The sequence below is a fragment of the Pseudomonas floridensis genome (assembly GCF_002087235.1).
Lineage (GTDB): Bacteria > Pseudomonadota > Gammaproteobacteria > Pseudomonadales > Pseudomonadaceae > Aquipseudomonas > Aquipseudomonas floridensis.
The window spans coordinates 152,713-169,560 of sequence record NZ_MUIO01000021.1 but is presented as its reverse complement, the minus strand read 5'-3'; the positions used below and the strand labels follow the sequence as shown (position 1 = coordinate 169,560).

Here is a 16,848-nt window from a genome sequence, read left to right as displayed (position 1 = left end):
AAGAATACCCGCTTCGCTACTGACGCTATGCCCAGAGGGCCAGCCTAGCGGTTTATTTGCACTCTCCCCTGGTTAGGACTACCAAATATGACTCACATTGACCCCTCCGTACCCCAGCATTTGGCCGAGCTTTACCAGGAACTCAACGCATCGAGAGCTTCCTTACTGGCACTGATCGAGGCCGAGGGTTCAGGCATCCATCGGCGAACTTTGGATCAGCTCGACCACATGATTGCAGAGATATTTTTTCCACTGGAGTCCGTTGTTTACAGCGAAGAGGCTATTTCCTCCCCGGATAATGCTGAGGCTGTAACCCCGGCGGGGTATGCGTGGCAGGTAACCGACCGCAAAGGCGATGTGAGGACGCTCCGCTGTGCCGAAACGGGGCAGGAAATATCCATCTCAATTGAGCAAGCGATTACAGACTTCGCCTTGGTGCCCTATCAGCTGCCGGAGGCCTATCTCTCTGACCTGGATCGCACTCCGTTGCAACTAGAGAAAAAGTATGCGCTCAGTGGAAACGACCACCCTTTCCTGACCAACTACCAGTGGCTTCAAGCAGTGCGAAGCGACCAGACACAGCTTGGATACTGGCAGTGGGTATTGGCAGAGCTTTCGACACTGCACCACAACTCACGCCTCTGACGCTCTGTCTGTGAATACCGCGTCGGTCTGCCCCCCTTAGGCGTGGCGCAGGATTTAAGCCTCTGCCAGACGCTGTGCCCTCGCCGCTACGCCTCTCCAAGCAGTGTGGAATAATGCGCCCCATGAGTTGGGATATCTGCGCTGCACGCTATCTTGGCCGAAAGCAAATTAAGGGAGCGCGGTATATGTTGGGAGCTGCATTTATGGCCGATGTCTACGGCCTTTTTTATTGGCTGTTGATTCTACTGGCCATCTTCGCAGGCCTCGCCTGGCTGTGGATGTTCGTGGATCACCTGGACATCCGCAAAGGTTGGCAAGCTCTGGTTGTGTGTCCTGTGACGATCGGTCTTGTGCATGTAGTTGGAGGGCAAGCTGATCACTTTCGAGCAATCGTAGCGGCTGCTGGGACAGGCCTACAGCCAGGCGACGGTCTCGGCATGTTCATAATGCTCTTCATGGGGGCCGGGCTATTGGTGGGCCCGCTCGCGCTGCTTTTTTCAGGTAACAGCGGCAAAAGAGAAGGCAATAGGTGACCGAGCAGGCACCCGCCGCTGAATCTTGATCTCTACCCACAAGATGGTAGATCCCCCAAAAACCGCTAAGGCGTCAATCATCATGCTCTATATCCTCCTATGCTCCGTTGTTCTTCTGATCGTGGTCATTGGTACCGTTGCTCGCGCTACGCTGGCTTTGGTCTCCCCCAGCCCTGGGCAACGCCTACAGCAAATGGTGCTGGTGCTCGTGTCCTACGCGGTGGGCATGGCCTACTGCGCACCATTGCTTTACCTATTCTTTGGCCCAGATGGCGCTCCGGGAAAAACTCTCGGCGTCGATAATGCGCGGCTAACTGTCTACCTGCTTTTCGCCGCCTCTGTGGCCCTCCTCTTCTACATCCCCTTACTGTGGAAAATAGCTGCTAAATCCAGAGGATTTTGGCCCATGGGCCAGCTCACACTGGTCGCTTTCGCGTGCTTTGTAGGGGGTAAATCTGCATACGACCATCTGACGTTTTTCAACACTGATCAGGCAGGATGGGCGGATATTGCGCTCATGAAGGAAATCGGAGAAATAACTGATATGCCTGGCTGCACCAGCCCGGTTGCCTTTGTTCGGTTCCAATCTTCCGGCCCCTTTGAGTACCGCTGCCCAGGGTTGATCGTTTTTAATCGGCTGTCATCACAACCTTTCGGGCCATGGCCGCACAACGATAGCGGTTCCAGTCAGCAGCTCGCAGATGTGATCTTGAAGTTCAAAAGCGAAGCGAAAGTGCCGGATGAATTTCCAGAGAAGCCCGCTCACCAATGAGTACGAAAACTCGCAAGTCAAAGCCAGTGCCGCCGGCGGCGATTCCCATTGAGTGGCCACGGGCTGACCCAGGAGAGCTGGCCAACTTTGACCCGGCGTCGAAGATTTGCAACATGAATTGTGGCCCGCACAAGAACGATCCGCGCACCCGCGCTGAGCGATTATTTCTGTGTGATGACTGCTAATAATCTGTGTGACGAATATACGGAGACGAAAACATTGGCCTGGATCAAGACTAAAGACCTCATGCCCACTCCAGGGATGCAAGTGCAATGCAAACTCAGGCATTGCAGTAGTGGCAATATCCAGCAGCATCTTTTAGTCCACGTAGCAGAGGACGATTGTTCCTGGCGAACTGCCGGCGACCTTTGCGAAGTGAGCTATGACTGGGACGTAATCGAGTGGGAGTCTACCTAGTGATAAGCCCAGCGCTAAATAGCAGGCCCCACCACCAAGAGTTGAGATGATATGACCGAATTAGAACAAGCCATCATTGATTGTGCCCGATTGCATCTCTCCCAGTTGAAAGGCGCGCTCACCCTACCCAATGGCCCAGAGCGCTCCGAAAGCTTTTCCTCGGCCTGGTGGCAACTCACCGGCCTAGCACAGCTTGCCGAGTTCCATAGTGGCTTGGACCAACCGGCCCGCGACCAGTTACGCGCTATCGACCGCGAAGCCGCCCAGGCGATCAGCGATGACCGCGCCTCTTCGAGCACCACGCAGTTCGCCGACAGCATCTCCGCCGTCCTGGCGGACCCTTCAACCTCGAACTGGCTCAAACAGAGCCTCAACGAAGCATTGGCGCGAGATAGCGTTGACGCCGCCAATGACGCAGAACTCCTCTTCGAGCTGCTGGCCCATCGTAGCGATGAAGAGTTGCGCGCCTCCGCGCACGCTGCCGGCATACCAGAAACGACCATGGCTCTTTGCTTTGCGAACGGTCGAGCTGACACGCTGGACGTGTCCCAGGCCCGTCACACGATCATTACTGGCGATAACTGACAGGAGGTCCAGCATGGTGAAGGCTCGTATTCACCTCACCCGGTAGTTATCCCATCCAGGAGAAGCGTTGCCGAGCGGCAGACGATCGTTCTGTGTTTCCTGTAGAAATTTCTCCTCGGTTTCCTCCTGTCGCAGGGGGAGCCACCTCTACCACCCATCACTTGGGATTCTCCGTTGCCGCCGTAGGCTGAGTCTGTAGGCACCAGGTAGGTGCTCAGAGGACAGCAAATGCACCCGTTAATCTCCCGCGCACACCAGTTCGACGACCAGGTAGTTATCCCAGTACTGGGCCAGCAGCTCACCCTGCTCGGGTTCGAGCCAGAACCTGCTGTTCTGGCAGAGGGAACCTATTTTGATGCGCCGACAGTGGATCTGGACAGCTACGACCACGTTGTGGTCTGTGTGTCTGGTAAGGACAGCATCGCTTGCCTGCTGGCGCTGATAGAGCAGGGTGTGGATCTGCGTCGCGTCGAACTCTGGCACCACCGCGTTGATGGTGCCGAGGGGAGCACACTCATGGACTGGACATTCAATGACAGTTTCATCGAGAAGTTCGCAGCAGCGTTCAATTTGCCTGTCTATTTTTCCTGGTTGCAGGGTGGGATCGAGGGCGAAATGCTCAAGATGGACGCCTACTCCAAGCCGCACATGGTCGAAACTCCAGGCGGAATTATCTGCTTGGATCGTGATACCAGCCGGACTTCACCAGCGACCCGCCGCCGGTTCCCTCAGCAAAGCGCCAACCTGGCAACGCGCTGGTGTAGTTCCGCGGCCAAGATCGACGTGGGCCGCCGGGCCATCACCAATCAAGAGCGCTTTCTCGGTACCAAGACCTTGTTCGTCACTGGCGAGCGCCGTGCTGAGTCGAGCAACCGCAGCAAGTACAACCAGTTGGAACCTCACGCCGTCGACCGGCGGAAGGGTCGCCTCGGCCGGCACGTAGATGCTTGGCGTCCGGTGCTGCATTACAGCGAAGAACAGGTGTGGGAGCTGCTTGCTCGCCACCGAGTGGAGGCACCTGTGCCCTACCGCTTGGGGTGGGGGCGTTTCAGTTGCATGACGTGTATCTACAACTCACCGAAGATATGGGCCACCATCCGCAAATACTTCCCTGAGCGGGTCACCCCGATAGCCGGTTACGAGGACGAGTTCGGCTGCACTATCAGCCGGCAGAAAATCAACGTGGTGGATCTGTCGGCCACAGCGGAAGCGTTTGATATCACTGATCTGGACGCACTTGCCCAAGCGCGCCAGCGCGAGTACGTGCTGCCGATCTTCACGCCAGAGGGCAAAGCCTGGCAGTTACCAGCAGGAGCATTCGTGACCGAAGGCTGTGGCTCGGTGTAGATAATTCCTCCCTGGTTTTCTCCTGAAACAAGGGCTCTCCGCAGCTCCTTGGGATTTCAGCAGCCTGCCGTACCTTGAATTCATCTGCTCCAGTGAGGAGCCGGATTCAAGCACGGAGCTTGTCATGCAGCTGTTCGATGTAGATCTGTTCTCTTCCGCTGGCGTCCAAGAGATGCCTGCCAATGTTGTTCGGGGGCCTGAGAAGACCCTGGCCGAGAAGATTGCCGGGGCTGTCAAGGCCGTGAAGCGCGTCGTGCGCGCCGGCAAACAGCCAGTTGTGGCCTGGAGTGGCGGGAAGGATTCGAGCGTCACTCTGAACATCGCGTTCACTGCAATTCGCGAGTTGGCCACCGAAGGTTTCCCGGTGCCGACCTTGAACGTCATGCACTCCGACACCCGCATGGAAAACCCGGTGATCCATTGCTACAACCAGAGCCAGATGCAGCAAATGCAGGCCTACGCGAAGGCTGCCGGCATCGAGATGAAGGTGTGGGTAGCAAAGCCGGGCCTGAGCAATGACTACCTGGTGAGCTTGGTCGGCGGGCGCATTATCGCCAGCGTTGGCTCCAACGCTAAATGCCAGCAAATGACCAAAGCAGATCCGCTTAAACGAGTGAAGAAGGCAATTCTCCGGGATGTCTCGGCTCGCCTCGGCCGCAAGTGTACTGACGACGATATCGTTTCGCTGATCGGTACCCGGTTTGATGAATCGGTGCAGCGCGAGCGGAAAATGTCAGCGCGCGGCGAGAGCGCCTTTGAGGCGGTAAATCTCGCCGCCGACGCCGGCGGGCACGACTGGGTACTCAGCCCTATCGCTGAAATGACCACCATGGACGTGTTTAGCTACATCGGCCAGGTGATCGCCGGCCGGATTGAGTGCTACGACCGCTTCAACCAGCTGGTTGAGATTTACCGCGACATGAATGGCGGGGACTGCATGGTGAACGTCTACCTGGCAGGGAGACAATCCGAGCGCCCCGCGTGCGGCCATCGTACAGGCTGCTGGTCATGTACCCGCGTCTCTCGAGACTCGTCGGCCGAGAGCATGATTGCAAAGGAAGGCGGCGAGTACGACTGGCTCAAGCCCCTGAACGACTTGCGGAACTACATCAAGGCCCGCCACTTCGATCCGAGCGCTCGATGCTGGCTGGCGCGTACGATTGATAATGAAACGGGAACGATAAAAATCGCTCCGAATTCATACTCCCCGGCATTCACCAAAGAGCTGTTGGGAATCATGCTCACGATCCAGCTCGACGAATTTGACGCCGCCCAGCAAGTCGGTATCAAACCGCGCTTCACGCTACTGGATATCGAGCAACTGCTGGCGATCGAAGCGCTTTGGGGTCGGTATGGATACCAAAAGCCGTTTACCGCAATGAGAGTGTTCCTGGAGGTCTACGAGCAAGGTGTTCGCTACGAAATCCCAGATATCGCGGCGCTGCCAAAGTACACGGAGGCAGATCTACGATACCCCGAGGTCGAGGTCCCGTTCTGTGATGATCAGTACCAGGGAATGTTCAACGGCCTGCGCAGTATTTCCCATGCTGCTGCCGACGCTGAGTTCCTGACCACAACACGCAGTGGCATGGTGGTCATGGACGTGGTGACCAGCAGCGGATTCGAGATCGATCGCGAAGGTGCAGAGCTGTTCGTAAACTTCGAGCTGGATAACGCCCTGTCCCGCGTGACCTTCGACCAGGCTCCGACTGCGGGGCTGCATTACCTGATGGGGTTGGGAACCATCGCGATCTACAAGGGCGACCATGGCGACTGGGATCGGATGATGCGGATGTCCAATCAAATTTTCAGAAGCAATCTTCAACCAATCTTGAGCGACCGCGATAAGCTGATCACACGGCTTGGCGGGAAATTAAGCGGACAGCTCGAATTATTCACAAATGCCTAGTCCTTCTCAAATAAAGCTCACCTCAGCTTCCGGGAAGTGCTATGACTTTGGGTATTGAGCCAGTCTCAAGCATTTCAACGCGATTGAGCAGGTAACGATTGAGTATCCGCATCTCTTCGTATTTCGCCTCAAGATCAAGCGAATCATCAATACGAGCGATCATTTCGCCGTTCATGCTACGGTGATTTTGTTCCGCTACTTGGGCGATCCTAGCCCTAAGCCCCTCGGGTAGGCGCAGCACGAATTTGTCAGCGGTCCTGGAATCATAGATTTTGGTCGTTTTCTGAGTATCTGTTTGCATGTGTTCCTCCTGGTTTTTGGATTATTTTTCCACAGGAAGAACATATCTAGACGCGTTTTCAAGACGTTTTAACGTCCGAAAAAACGGGTTAATGAGCAAGAACCAAACTTAACTCATCACCTTCATCCGCTCCGCTGGGTACTGCCTCATGAACTCCATGCTTTCCCCGGCCGAAGCAGTCAACCAGTCACCATAAAGCCCACTGGGCAAAATCACTACCATGCGTTTCTCATCATCAGGCTTGTGATAATTGCGCATAAATGCATGGTTATCCGCGTTCACAGTTAGCATGGTGTAGCTGTGCAGAATCCTCCCAGTGCCCGGCTCCAGCCATTGCTCCCATAAACCCGCTATACCCATCAGTTCGTCATCAACTCGGCCAATCCGCGTGGGAATTGATTTGCCTGAACGCCAGTCAGGTTCATAGATCGCAGCCGCAGGAATGATGCAGTGCTGAGCCCTCCTCCATGCATTCCTAAAGGAGGGCTTTTCGGCCACAGTCTCAGATCTCGCGTTGTAGGTTTTACGGACGATTGTCTTGATTTCTTTGGCCCAGCCAGGAATCAAACCGAACGAGCCTGTCAGCACTTCTACGACGGGGCTCGCCTCGTCCTGTGGGTCTGCATGGGCCGGCTGCCGGAGAAACGGGCCAATGTAACCAGGCCAAAGCTCTATCTTGCCCTGCTCGTATAGCTCAACCCCGAAGGCTTGCGACACCTGCTCTGGTGACGGCGGCTCGTAATGACTGCACATTCTTAAACTCCTAGGTGGCCTGGCTGGTGTCATCCGCTGGTCTGCTGAACTCCACATAAAATTGACCGCAAGCTCGGACCAAAGTTAACTGTATGTCCGTACAGCTATTGGAGGTCATCATCATGAGCTTTTCAATCAAGGGAGCATTGGCCCAAGGCGGGGTACAGTTGCCCTATTGTCTCTTCAAAATTCCAGCAGGGTTTCCTTCACCGGCGGCTGATCACATCGAGAAACAAATCTCGCTTGATGAGATACTGAACATACGGGCTCCACACGTATATCTGGCCTCGATCAGTGGAGACAGCATGCAAGGCGCTGGCATCTTCGACGGAGACCTGGCCGTGGTTGATCGATCGATCGAGCCCGCACACGGCCAAATTGTCGTGGCCCTGCTCAACAACGAACCGGTATGCAAGCGTCTTTGTGTGCGGGGAAGCCAGGTGATTTTACTCTCGGAAAATCCCAAGTACCCGCCTCGCTATGTCTTGGAGGGCGACGAGCTTGCTATCTGGGGCGTCTTAACCAGTAGCGTGCGTAGCCATGCCTGACTCTTCAGTATTCGCGCTGATCGACTGCAACAGCTTTTATGCAAGCTGCGAGCGAGTTTTTCGTCCTGACCTCGCCAAGGTGCCAGTAGTTGTGCTGTCCAACAACGACGGCTGTGTGATTGCTCGCAGCTATGACGCCAAACCTTTTGTGAAAATGGGCGAGCCGTTCTTTCAGATCAAGCGCAAGCTCGAGCAACATGGCATCGTAGCGTTTTCGTCCAACTACGCCCTCTATGGCGACATGAGTCAGCGCGTCATGGCAATCATCGAATCTTTGGTGCCGGCCGTGGAGGTGTACTCCATTGATGAGGCCTTTGCAGATCTCGGTGGTATCCGCGAGCCTGATGCTTTGGGACGTGTCATTCGCAACCAGATACTCCGCTGCACAGGTATACCCGTAGGGGTCGGTATTGCCCGGACCAAAACGTTGGCTAAGCTCGCAAATCACACTGCAAAGCGGCTCCAGGCGCAAACCGGCGGTGTGGTTGATATATGCGATCCGTTCAAGCGTAACTGGGTACTGCGGAACACCGACGTGTCCGAAGTCTGGGGGATCGGTCGCAAGATGAAACTGCATTTGGACGCTATGGGTATCAAGACCGCGATGGACCTCGCGAAGGCCGACCCGTGGACGCTACGCAAGAAATTCAGCGTAGTGATCGAGAAAACCGCCCGCGAGCTGGCTGGCACGCCGTGCCTTGAGCTGGACGAGCCTGACCCGCCCAAACAGGAGATCTGCTGTAGCCGGATGTTTGGTAAGCGACTGACGGAGTTGGCCCCGATCAAAGAAGCCGTGGCTTCCTACATGATGCGCGCATCGGAAAAGCTCCGCGCCCAAAGCTCGCTCTGCAAGAAAGTACGTGTGTGCATCCGCACCGGCATGTTCAACCCGGAGGAGGCGAAGTATGCCAACGGGGTGGTGGTGGATATGCCGTATCCAACGGATGACGTTCGCCTACTCACCAAAGCCGCCGTCGACGCGCTCGATCGAATATTCCGGCCAGGCTTCAAGTACAGCAAGGCAGAGGTGATGCTACTGAACTTGTGCCAGCCTGGGGAATTTACCGAGGACCTATTCGCCCTCTCCCAGCCAGGCGAAGCGACCAAGGTAATGTCAGTGCTCGATGCGATTAACGAGCGATGGGGGCGAGGGACCTTGCGCGTAGCCAGCGTGCCTACAACGCCCGAATGGGCCATGCGCCGAGAACTGATGAGCCAGAGCTACACCACTCGAATCGATCAGCTTTGGCAAATCCATTGCCGATAGCCGGTTCGTGCGCTATGAGTACGTTTCGGCAAAAATAAACCGCCCCGACCTAAGTCAGAGCGCTAATTAGGATAAGTTTCCTTCGGGTGGGCTCACCTCATGGTGAAAGTGCCGGCCGAGCTTTCGCTACCGTGGATATATCAGACGCCCAGTCCCGGAGATAACCAGGAACGATGAGCTTGTGACGCGCTCTCGACCCACCCGTGTAGAGGGCTGCAAAAGCCCTACTCGCTGCGATTCGGTCACCTGGCCCTACTTGACTGAGCAAGTCTGGCGCAAGCATCACGGCGTCTATCTCGGAATTGCGAGCGTCCATGACCCGTCCGAGCTGGAGCGCGGCTGTCCCAGATGTATCGAGGTTGAGCAACGATGCCTCAAACTCTGATGAGCTATAGCCCTTGCTGAGCATCCGGTCGATGCGCTGAAAGCTACTATTTTTGCTGCCCATATCAGCCCGAAGATCATCCCAGTTGGTGTACCTGAAGAGCGCGCTGTGGGTTGGCCGTTTCTGATCATGGAACAGGCCAATGCAATCTAGAATGAATCGGCGGAATGTGTTGACTGCTCCAGGTAGCAAGCTGAAGCTCGCGCCAGCGCTCCCCAGGCGCTGAAACCACTCGAATAATCCCCACTCTGAATCAACCAGTATCGTCACGGCCCCAGTGGGAACCTCTGGCTTGTCGTAGTAGATAACCTTTGTCTCGATGCCGTTGTTGCCCTCGATCGAAGCCAATTTCAGTATCGGGTGTTTGTCGATGAGGGGGTTTATGACTCCCTCGATCTGCCGGCCGGCGCGAATTGAGTGGGTAATCTCGTGCTTGCGGAGTGTGCTAGCCCGTTGGTAATAGCTCCCATCCAGGCGCTGGCACGCGTCCCCCAGGGTAATCACGGGTTGACTACAGCGGTCGAGAAATACCGAGAGTGGCCAGCTCAGGTCGTGCGCTTCGTCGACAATGATGTGGGTGAACTCCAGGCCTATGACTGCCTCATGAAGAAGGGTCATGTGCTTAATTCGGTGATACCCGCGAAGCGGGAGCTGATGGCGCGCATCGGTTGGTTCGATGGTCTGATCCCACAGCCTTTGCGCATACCCCACCAGCACCAAGCGATCTACAACCTCGAGGGCAAGCCCCTTTGGGATGTGCTGCTCTGCTAAAGCAAGGTCAGTGCTGTTGCAAAAAGAGGCAACCATTCTCGCGCAGGCCGTGGCTACTTGGGCTGGGCTAAGCCTGCTGATCGATCCGAAGCCTAACCGGGAAGCGATGTCTTCCGGGGTAACCTGGTGCCGAGCGGATGCGCGCTTGCCTGGCCTGTAGTAACCGACACTTCGCTCAAGGACATGGTTGGCAAGATCTCCGAACGTCATTCCTCTTACGTTCGCGGCCCCGATTCGCTGCATCAAGGCCTGGAGCTGCACCGCGGTGAACGCCAGCACGAGTGGTCGACATGATGAAAGCGAGCCCACCAAGCGTTCGATCATGTGGGTTTTGCCGGTACCAGCCAGGCCCTGGATATGGATGCTCTCATCAGGTTCGGCGTGAATAACGCGAAACGTCCGGCTCTGCTGATTCGACAGAGAAATTGTTTTCCCCGATGGGGTGTCGAACGAATGCTTGAGCGGGTTGAGCTTGTGGGCGTGCGCCGCGCAGAAATTGAAGTCCCAGTGGCCACCAGTCAGGAATTGCTTCGCATCCAGCGCCTCTTCATCCAGGAAGCGCAGCCCCAGCCGAGGCATAAGCGCCAGCCCTCGCTCAAACAACTCGCGCTTAAAACGACCGGCAATCAGGCTAGAAAACGTACCAGGTGGATGCGTTTGGCTCAGTTCTGTTCCGACTGAGATCAACTCGGCCAAGGCCTTCTCGACAAGCATTTCGCTTTTCGGCTTTCCGTCCAGGGCCGGTAAATTCTGGATGACAGCCACCGACGCCACTTGGGCCACGTCCCATTGCCCCAGCAGGACACGGGCAGAACCACTCGGATCAACCAATGTATCGGCCTGTGAAACCAGCAGTGGGATGTAAAGAACTGGGTCTGTCACGCTTTTTCTCGATGGAATACGCCTCGTCGACCACCACCGGCGTTAGCGCCGGTAGCGGGGTTCAGCTACCCAGTGTATGCCAGGCCGGCCGAACGTCACACTGTCTCACCGCCGGTACCAGTTGAGCTGGTAACACCTGGCATTCTCAGGAATCTCGTCAGGTGGCCACCGCAGGCAGTCAAGATACAAACGCTCAGTCCTACTCGGACTGGGCCGGGTGACCTGCACCAGGTAGGCCGACCCACCGGAGGTGAGTATGTAGTCGCCAGCGCACAAGCCGTCTGCGCCATCGATGTAGAGCTTGCACGGGGTGAAGGGCTGGCGGCGGCTGGCCATATCCTTTTTCCTCAGATTTCAAAGATGATCAGGGCATGGGTGCAGCGAGCGAATTTTCGGCCCCAGTTTTAGCCCGTTGAATTCGAGCCAGGTTCTTTTGACCTAATCAAGGTTTCCAAATTGGGCACAACATTGACGTCTAGGTGATCTTTCATTCGCTGGCTTAGATGGTGCTGGTTGGGAATATCAATGCCCTCTTGACTCGCCCATTCCCGCAAAACGCCCAGCAGCACCATGCTGACGGTATGACCATCCTCCATATACTGGAGCAGAAAAGCCTTCAGCCTATTCCGCCCCTCATCAGAATGCAGGTCATAACCTCCGGGCACATCATGTAGCCGATGCGCAATCACGTTGCGGTTCTGGAGGTATCGATCCAACTTGTCGTCGAAGGTGGGGTGCAGATCAACCCGCTTCCGCAGCGCCTTGAGCATCTGTCCCAGTGTTGCTTTTGAGTGTCGCTCAAGAAGGATGTGAAGCTGTTCGATAGTTTGCAGTGGCTCGCCATGCAAAGGAAACGTTAGGCAAGTGCTCAACAGGTGCTCAACACCCTGCCCCGCGATCACCGCAAGGCCCAGTGTCTTCAGCACATCGTCCTGTACAGGCTTGTACCCTGATTGCGCTTCATCTTTCATGATTTTGTCAGTCCTTGAGAGCGCTCTAGGGAGCATGTTCGCTGTCGATTTTGCAACGCGCGAGAAGAGCATTGATACGGGCTTGTAGCTCAGGGTCCGCTGCCGCTGCCTCACGCAGTGAGGGCATTTGCTCCATGACCAGTTCAGCTGCATTCTCTCCAAACTCCTCGATCAGCCTCTCCAGGTTCCCAACCGTCTCTTTGGGGGCGATGGACTCGCGACTGGTGTTGGCGATGAGTGAAGATAATGTGAAGGCCTCGTCGTCGAGTTGCAGCACCCGAATCGGGATGATATCTATCCCCAACTTCTTAGCCGCAAGCCACCGAACCAAACCTCCTCCAGGAACTATTTCATAGCGTTTGCCCACCTTCCGAATGAGGATGGGCTCTAGAATACCCATCTCTTTGATACTGGTAGCCATGGCATCCACCTGGCTTTGGTCGGGTTGCCTCACCGGGTCGCTTGTAGGCGTGATTTTGCTGGTTTGGATTACGGTTGGAGTGTTCATCAATTTTCCCTTCAGCTCTGAAAACCGCGGCCCAGTTCGTCGGGGGCTTGGCGATACCGCGATTTTTCTAGCGGAAATTTCCTGTCGACTAATTCTTCGAGGGCATAACGCTGGTGATGAAAGCCGCGCCCTTCAGCACATCGGTCCAGATGCGAAGGGTTTCGACGGATTCAGGCCTGGCCAGAATCTCGGCGCGCTGAGTGTCCAGGCTGCGCTGCAACTCCTCCAGCTTCTGCGCTGGTGACACATCTAGGTCCAAGCTCAGGTAGTCCTGCAGGGCCGAGTGGATATCAGATAACAAGCTGGACACCCGACTGCGATGCCATTGCGCGGTCGTGTGGTTGGCCCAACGCGGCGCCTCCTCTTGCATTGATCTGCGCAACGTCAGGTGGCTCGGCAAATAGACGGCATCCCCCAACACCACCTGAACAACAAGGTGCAGTTCCAGTATCCGCAACTGCTCGGCCACTGTATCGCTGGGTAAGGAGAAGCGAGCTTTAACCAGTTGCCCGGCTTCCCGCGTCCACTGCTGGCGTTTTTTGGCCCTGGCTTTCTCAGCGCGGTCTTTGCGTTCCTTGGCATGCTCGACGTTGTACTTGACCGAATCCAAAAGCGCTGCGGCGTTGGTCAGCAACTCCCGTTGCTCGTGAGAAAGTTTCCCGCCAAGGCGTCCAAGCAGTGAATTGTTCTGCGTAAACGCACGCAGCTCGCGGGCGGCGGTGGTAAGGCCCGTCTGCACACTGCGCATTTCCTTGGCGCTGAAGTACGTGCCAACTTCCATCACCACGTCCGCGGTAATGCCCGTCGCCTTGGTCAGCTCATCACGTTGATTTGCCATGATTATTTTCCATCTATGCTGGACTAAGGATGCGATAGGCGATGCCAGGAACAGCTATTGGGACAGCCAGCGCATAAAGCCAGGGAGAAATCGCACCGCCGAACAGCGCCGATCCTAGCAGGGCGTGCCCGAGAGCAAAAATCAGCATCCCGCCGATACCGCCTCGATAGACGCCGACAAAACTGATAAACACAGCCGCGCCAGCCGCTACTGAAAGCGGGATGTTGGCCATTGCAAGGGGGTTTGCACCAGCGCCAAAGATCAAGGCCCCCAACATGATCGAAAGCAGAGAAGCAGCCCTGAGAGGCATATCCCAGCTACCAGATCCATCGCTTTTAAGATTGTTGTTTTGTGTGTTCACTCGGTCCCTTCCGTAGTAATCAGTTGAAGAAGCCCTCGGCCTCCAGCTCTTTGTACTGCTGCTCAAGAATCCAACCTCGAATCTGCTCAGCAGACAACCTGCCAGGTGAAACCTGCAAATCTTTGGATGCAGCCTCGCGGCTTGCTTCAATCTCTGCCTCTTCGGCCAACTCGATCAGCAACTCATCTTCTTCGGTGCGACTCCGGCCAACGGCGATCCTTGAAAAGTCGTACTTATTGGCGCAGCGGCGGCAGAACAGCAAGGCCACCTTCGCATTCTCGACTTCGACCTCCGCTATTTCACCTCGAAGACCACGCCATGTCTCGGTTGCCACCGTAATGGTTACCGTCGATTGCCCGTCAGTAATCCAGGCATTGCACCGCGAGCAATTCGTGATGACGTGCTTGATAGGGGTAACGGTCGCGGTCACGGAACTCTCCTACTTAGTGCTCAGTTCTGGCCATCAGATTGAGCCTTTGAACTTTTCCCCAAGTAAACACTGACCAGGACCACATACCAAAATGCAAGAACGAGCCAAGCTCCCCAATGCCAGCGGCGCGGATCTGGATGAACGTCAAATGCGAAATAGGCGTAAACCAACGCGGTGATCGCGACCAAATTTCGGAACAAGCTAGCTACGGTCGTCATGTGTCTTTTCCAGTGCAGGTGGCCAGGATAACGGCAATTCGCACAACCCCAACTCAATGAGACGAGTTTCCCATACCTCTCGAAGATGTGACCGCATCAATGCGGTGTCGCCACATCCGCAATGACATGGCCATCGGCGAACGCCAGATCCAGCTTACCTGCATCGCGAGCCTGCTCGGCGCTGCTGATGATCACCCCACCAGGGCCACGGATTAAGGCAAAGCCTCGCCCGAGCAGTGCAAGCGGGTTTGTCTTGTCGTAGACCGTGGATGCAAGCTCCAGGCGCGCAGTTTCCTTGGTGATCAGCGCCATACTCAGGGAAGCCACCCGAGAGGCCGCAAAAACCGCCCTTTGGCGCTCAGCTACACACAGGCCAGCCCCGAGCCTTGAAAATCGATCCTGCGCGAGCTGGAGGGCCATGTGCTGCTGACTGAGGAGGCGGTTCCGGCCTTTGTCGAGACTGCTTTGCTGTTGCAACAGTTGCCGCTGCTCCCTATGGAGCGTTTCCGTCACCCGCCGGCTGAAGGTGCTCCAGGCGCGATCCAGATGCGGTGCTTGCCCAGACACCAGGCGCAAGATCATGCCGTTGGCCCGCTCGACCTGAGCCCGAGCAGTTGAGGCCTCAGACATGAGCGCTGTTTTGATGAACCCTATGACCTTCGATGGTGTGTCGAACCGGCGGTGTGCCACGAGGTCAAGCACGCATTCGTCGATCTCGTGCCCAATGCCGGTGAATACCGGAACAGGCAACCGGCAGACCCAAGCCGCAAGGTTCGCGTCGTTGAGCCAGGCCAGATCGCTTTTCGCCCCTCCCCCGCGGATGATGCATACGGCGTCGAAAGGCTGCTGTTGATGTTGCTCATGAACCGTCCGCAACGCAGAGCGGATGCTGTCTGATGCATCACGCCCCTGGAACGTCGCTGAGAAATACTCGAAGCCGCACACCTTGGCCGCAGCCAACTGCTCAGCATCACGCCGAAAATCGGCCAGGCCAGCAGCCTCGTGCGGAGCCACAACCGCAACACGCCAGAACCCCCCTGGACAGGGAAGCCCCCGCTGTAGGTCGAACCACTGCCGCTCCTTCAGGGAGGCAATGATCTTCTGCATCTTGGCCTGCATGTCACCCAGCGTGTAGCTCGGGTCGATGCCGGTGACCATCAGGGAGAAGCCAAATTGAGGGGAAAAATCCGCCCTCACTTTCAGCAGGACGTTCATTCCTGCTTGAGGCAGGCCTCCGGTTGCCTGCTGCCACTCACCAAGTACCTTGCCGGCGACGTTCGCAAACATGGTGCACCGTGCTTTCGCGACCTCGGCTCCCTCACGCGACTCCAAGATGTCCATGTAGCAGTGGCCGTTCGGGCGGCGCTTGAAATCGCTGAGTTCCGCAACAACCCAGCTGCTGTCTGGTACCGCAGCACGGACAGCCTTTTGGATCTGGGCAAGGTATGCGCTGAGAGTGAGGTGCTGCTCAACCGGATCAGGTGCGTTCACCGGACTGATCCTCTTCAGCGCCCAAGGTTGCCTGAACAACGCTCTCGATTCGGGTAAGCCGGTCGGCGCAGAACTTACGTGCATCCGCAAATTCGCGAGCAAGGGTCTCCAGCTCGTCGATGCTCACCTCATTGCGCTCCAGGCGCTTTACCGTCTGGTCGATGAAGGCGATGTTGGCTTCGTAAGTGTCTCGGCTCATGTGGGAAGTCCTGGGGAAGAAGAGATCAATCTACGTGCCAATTGTCGCAGCTTCCCCAAAAGACCCAACCCTATCAGCCTTCAGGCTGAACCCACGTAGTCTGACCCTCTGGGATCACGCCCCGATTGCAGCCGTATTTGGACAGGTATAACACCCTGCTCTGCCGCAACCAGGCCTCAACGGTAGGAACGATCATCGCGGCATACTCGGCAAGGCTCGGGTGTTTCTTCCAGTCGCCATTGCCGATCGCGGATTCCAGCGAACGGTCATACCAGGCATTGACCAGTTGCTCGACTCCCGCCAATTCTTCGCCGGCGGACGGTGCGGAATGGATCAGGTTATGCGCCTCGCGTTTCCTTTGCTCTCGAGTGGCATGTGCAGCTGGTAACGCTCCGAGGGAGAAAAGAGCGTCCTCAAAATTGAGGTGACGCTTCTCGTGAGTTGTCGAGTCCTCGTCTAAACCGGGGACGAAAGAAAAACGGCAGAGCTTGCAGTAGACCACGCCACTGTCCTTCCGCTCGTACTGCTGCTCCAACGAGCGAGCGATCCACTTGCGAACTTCGTGATAGCTGCGTGCCTGAAGGTGATGCTGCGCCATCAGGTTGAGGCGCTGCGCATGGCTCAGTCCTGGGTGAAGGGCCTTTGCCTGCTTGGCGAGTTTTTTGAGGTTTTCGATATCGCGGAGCGTGATTGGGTTTTGCATACGGCAGCCTCCAA

Annotated in this window: 20 protein-coding genes; 8 read left to right on the top strand and 12 right to left on the bottom strand. The window is 56.3% G+C overall.

The features are described from left to right. Positions 1 to 87: 87 nt before the first annotated feature. From BZK31_RS08090 to BZK31_RS08060, 6 genes are all read left to right on the top strand, one after another. Positions 88 to 645, top strand: coding sequence for a hypothetical protein (locus BZK31_RS08090; protein ID WP_083182215.1), 558 nt, complete (start codon positions 88 to 90; stop codon positions 643 to 645). A gap of 203 nt (positions 646 to 848) precedes the next feature. After that, complete coding sequence (locus BZK31_RS08085; RefSeq protein WP_157900716.1) at positions 849 to 1,178, top strand: hypothetical protein; 330 nt, start codon at positions 849 to 851, stop codon at positions 1,176 to 1,178. A gap of 82 nt (positions 1,179 to 1,260) precedes the next feature. Beyond that, complete coding sequence (locus BZK31_RS08080) at positions 1,261 to 1,950, top strand: hypothetical protein (protein WP_083182213.1); 690 nt, start codon at positions 1,261 to 1,263, stop codon at positions 1,948 to 1,950. A 468-nt stretch (positions 1,951 to 2,418) separates the two neighbouring features. Beyond that, positions 2,419 to 2,952, top strand: coding sequence for a hypothetical protein (locus tag BZK31_RS29025; RefSeq protein ID WP_087881648.1), 534 nt, complete (start codon positions 2,419 to 2,421; stop codon positions 2,950 to 2,952). A gap of 228 nt (positions 2,953 to 3,180) precedes the next feature. Then, a complete protein-coding gene (locus BZK31_RS08065) occupies positions 3,181 to 4,299 on the top strand; it encodes a phosphoadenosine phosphosulfate reductase domain-containing protein (protein ID WP_083182211.1) in 1,119 nt (372 codons plus the stop codon). A gap of 124 nt (positions 4,300 to 4,423) precedes the next feature. Beyond that, positions 4,424 to 6,208, top strand: a complete 1,785-nt coding sequence (locus tag BZK31_RS08060; protein ID WP_083182210.1) for a phosphoadenosine phosphosulfate reductase domain-containing protein — start codon at positions 4,424 to 4,426, stop codon at positions 6,206 to 6,208. Between the two features lie 22 nt (positions 6,209 to 6,230). On the opposite strand, the gene BZK31_RS30360 is transcribed toward BZK31_RS08060, so the two are convergent. Both BZK31_RS30360 and BZK31_RS08050 read right to left on the bottom strand, forming a co-directional pair. After that, positions 6,231 to 6,509 (bottom strand): Arc family DNA-binding protein, encoded by a 279-nt coding sequence (locus BZK31_RS30360; protein WP_083182209.1) that lies wholly within the window; start codon positions 6,507 to 6,509, stop codon positions 6,231 to 6,233. A 108-nt stretch (positions 6,510 to 6,617) separates the two neighbouring features. Beyond that, positions 6,618 to 7,262 carry an SOS response-associated peptidase gene (locus tag BZK31_RS08050; RefSeq protein ID WP_083182208.1) on the bottom strand — a complete coding sequence of 215 codons (645 nt, stop codon included), beginning with the start codon at positions 7,260 to 7,262 and terminating at the stop codon, positions 6,618 to 6,620. Between the two features lie 122 nt (positions 7,263 to 7,384). On the opposite strand from BZK31_RS08050, the gene BZK31_RS08045 reads away from it, so the two are divergent. After that, positions 7,385 to 7,810, top strand: coding sequence for a LexA family protein (locus tag BZK31_RS08045; RefSeq protein ID WP_083182247.1), 426 nt, complete (start codon positions 7,385 to 7,387; stop codon positions 7,808 to 7,810). Beyond that, positions 7,803 to 9,077 (top strand): translesion error-prone DNA polymerase V subunit UmuC, encoded by a 1,275-nt coding sequence (umuC, locus tag BZK31_RS08040; protein ID WP_083182207.1) that lies wholly within the window; start codon positions 7,803 to 7,805, stop codon positions 9,075 to 9,077. Before BZK31_RS08045 ends, umuC begins: the two co-directional genes overlap by 8 nt. A gap of 97 nt (positions 9,078 to 9,174) precedes the next feature. Here umuC and BZK31_RS08035 read toward each other — a convergent pair whose 3' ends face one another. The 10 genes from BZK31_RS08035 to BZK31_RS07985 all read right to left on the bottom strand — a co-directional run bounded on the left by BZK31_RS08035 (position 9,175) and on the right by BZK31_RS07985 (position 16,834). Beyond that, the gene (locus BZK31_RS08035) at positions 9,175 to 11,115 is read right to left on the bottom strand and encodes a DEAD/DEAH box helicase family protein (RefSeq protein ID WP_083182206.1); all 1,941 of its coding nucleotides are present in this window, start codon (positions 11,113 to 11,115) and stop codon (positions 9,175 to 9,177) included. Between the two features lie 404 nt (positions 11,116 to 11,519). Next, a complete protein-coding gene (locus tag BZK31_RS08025; RefSeq protein ID WP_083182204.1) occupies positions 11,520 to 12,086 on the bottom strand; it encodes a hypothetical protein in 567 nt (188 codons plus the stop codon). A gap of 25 nt (positions 12,087 to 12,111) precedes the next feature. After that, a complete protein-coding gene (locus BZK31_RS08020) occupies positions 12,112 to 12,594 on the bottom strand; it encodes a ParB/RepB/Spo0J family partition protein (RefSeq protein ID WP_083182203.1) in 483 nt (160 codons plus the stop codon). An 88-nt stretch (positions 12,595 to 12,682) separates the two neighbouring features. Continuing rightward, entirely contained in the window at positions 12,683 to 13,432 is a 750-nt protein-coding gene (locus BZK31_RS08015) for a hypothetical protein (RefSeq protein WP_083182202.1), read from the bottom strand. A gap of 13 nt (positions 13,433 to 13,445) precedes the next feature. Then, a complete protein-coding gene (locus tag BZK31_RS08010; protein WP_244182650.1) occupies positions 13,446 to 13,793 on the bottom strand; it encodes a hypothetical protein in 348 nt (115 codons plus the stop codon). A gap of 19 nt (positions 13,794 to 13,812) precedes the next feature. Continuing rightward, positions 13,813 to 14,223, bottom strand: a complete 411-nt coding sequence (locus BZK31_RS08005) for a hypothetical protein (RefSeq protein WP_083182200.1) — start codon at positions 14,221 to 14,223, stop codon at positions 13,813 to 13,815. Positions 14,224 to 14,243: 20 nt separating this feature from the next. Next, entirely contained in the window at positions 14,244 to 14,441 is a 198-nt protein-coding gene (locus tag BZK31_RS08000; RefSeq protein ID WP_083182199.1) for a hypothetical protein, read from the bottom strand. A gap of 96 nt (positions 14,442 to 14,537) precedes the next feature. Further along, on the bottom strand, positions 14,538 to 15,932 hold the full coding sequence (gene xseA / locus BZK31_RS07995; protein ID WP_083182198.1) for an exodeoxyribonuclease VII large subunit: 1,395 nt from the start codon (positions 15,930 to 15,932) through the stop codon (positions 14,538 to 14,540). Further along, entirely contained in the window at positions 15,919 to 16,131 is a 213-nt protein-coding gene (locus tag BZK31_RS07990) for an exodeoxyribonuclease VII small subunit (protein WP_083182197.1), read from the bottom strand. The genes xseA and BZK31_RS07990 overlap by 14 nt, the downstream gene beginning before the upstream one ends. Before the next feature lie 73 nt (positions 16,132 to 16,204). Then, positions 16,205 to 16,834 carry a hypothetical protein gene (locus BZK31_RS07985; protein ID WP_083182196.1) on the bottom strand — a complete coding sequence of 210 codons (630 nt, stop codon included), beginning with the start codon at positions 16,832 to 16,834 and terminating at the stop codon, positions 16,205 to 16,207. Positions 16,835 to 16,848 lie beyond the last annotated feature (14 nt).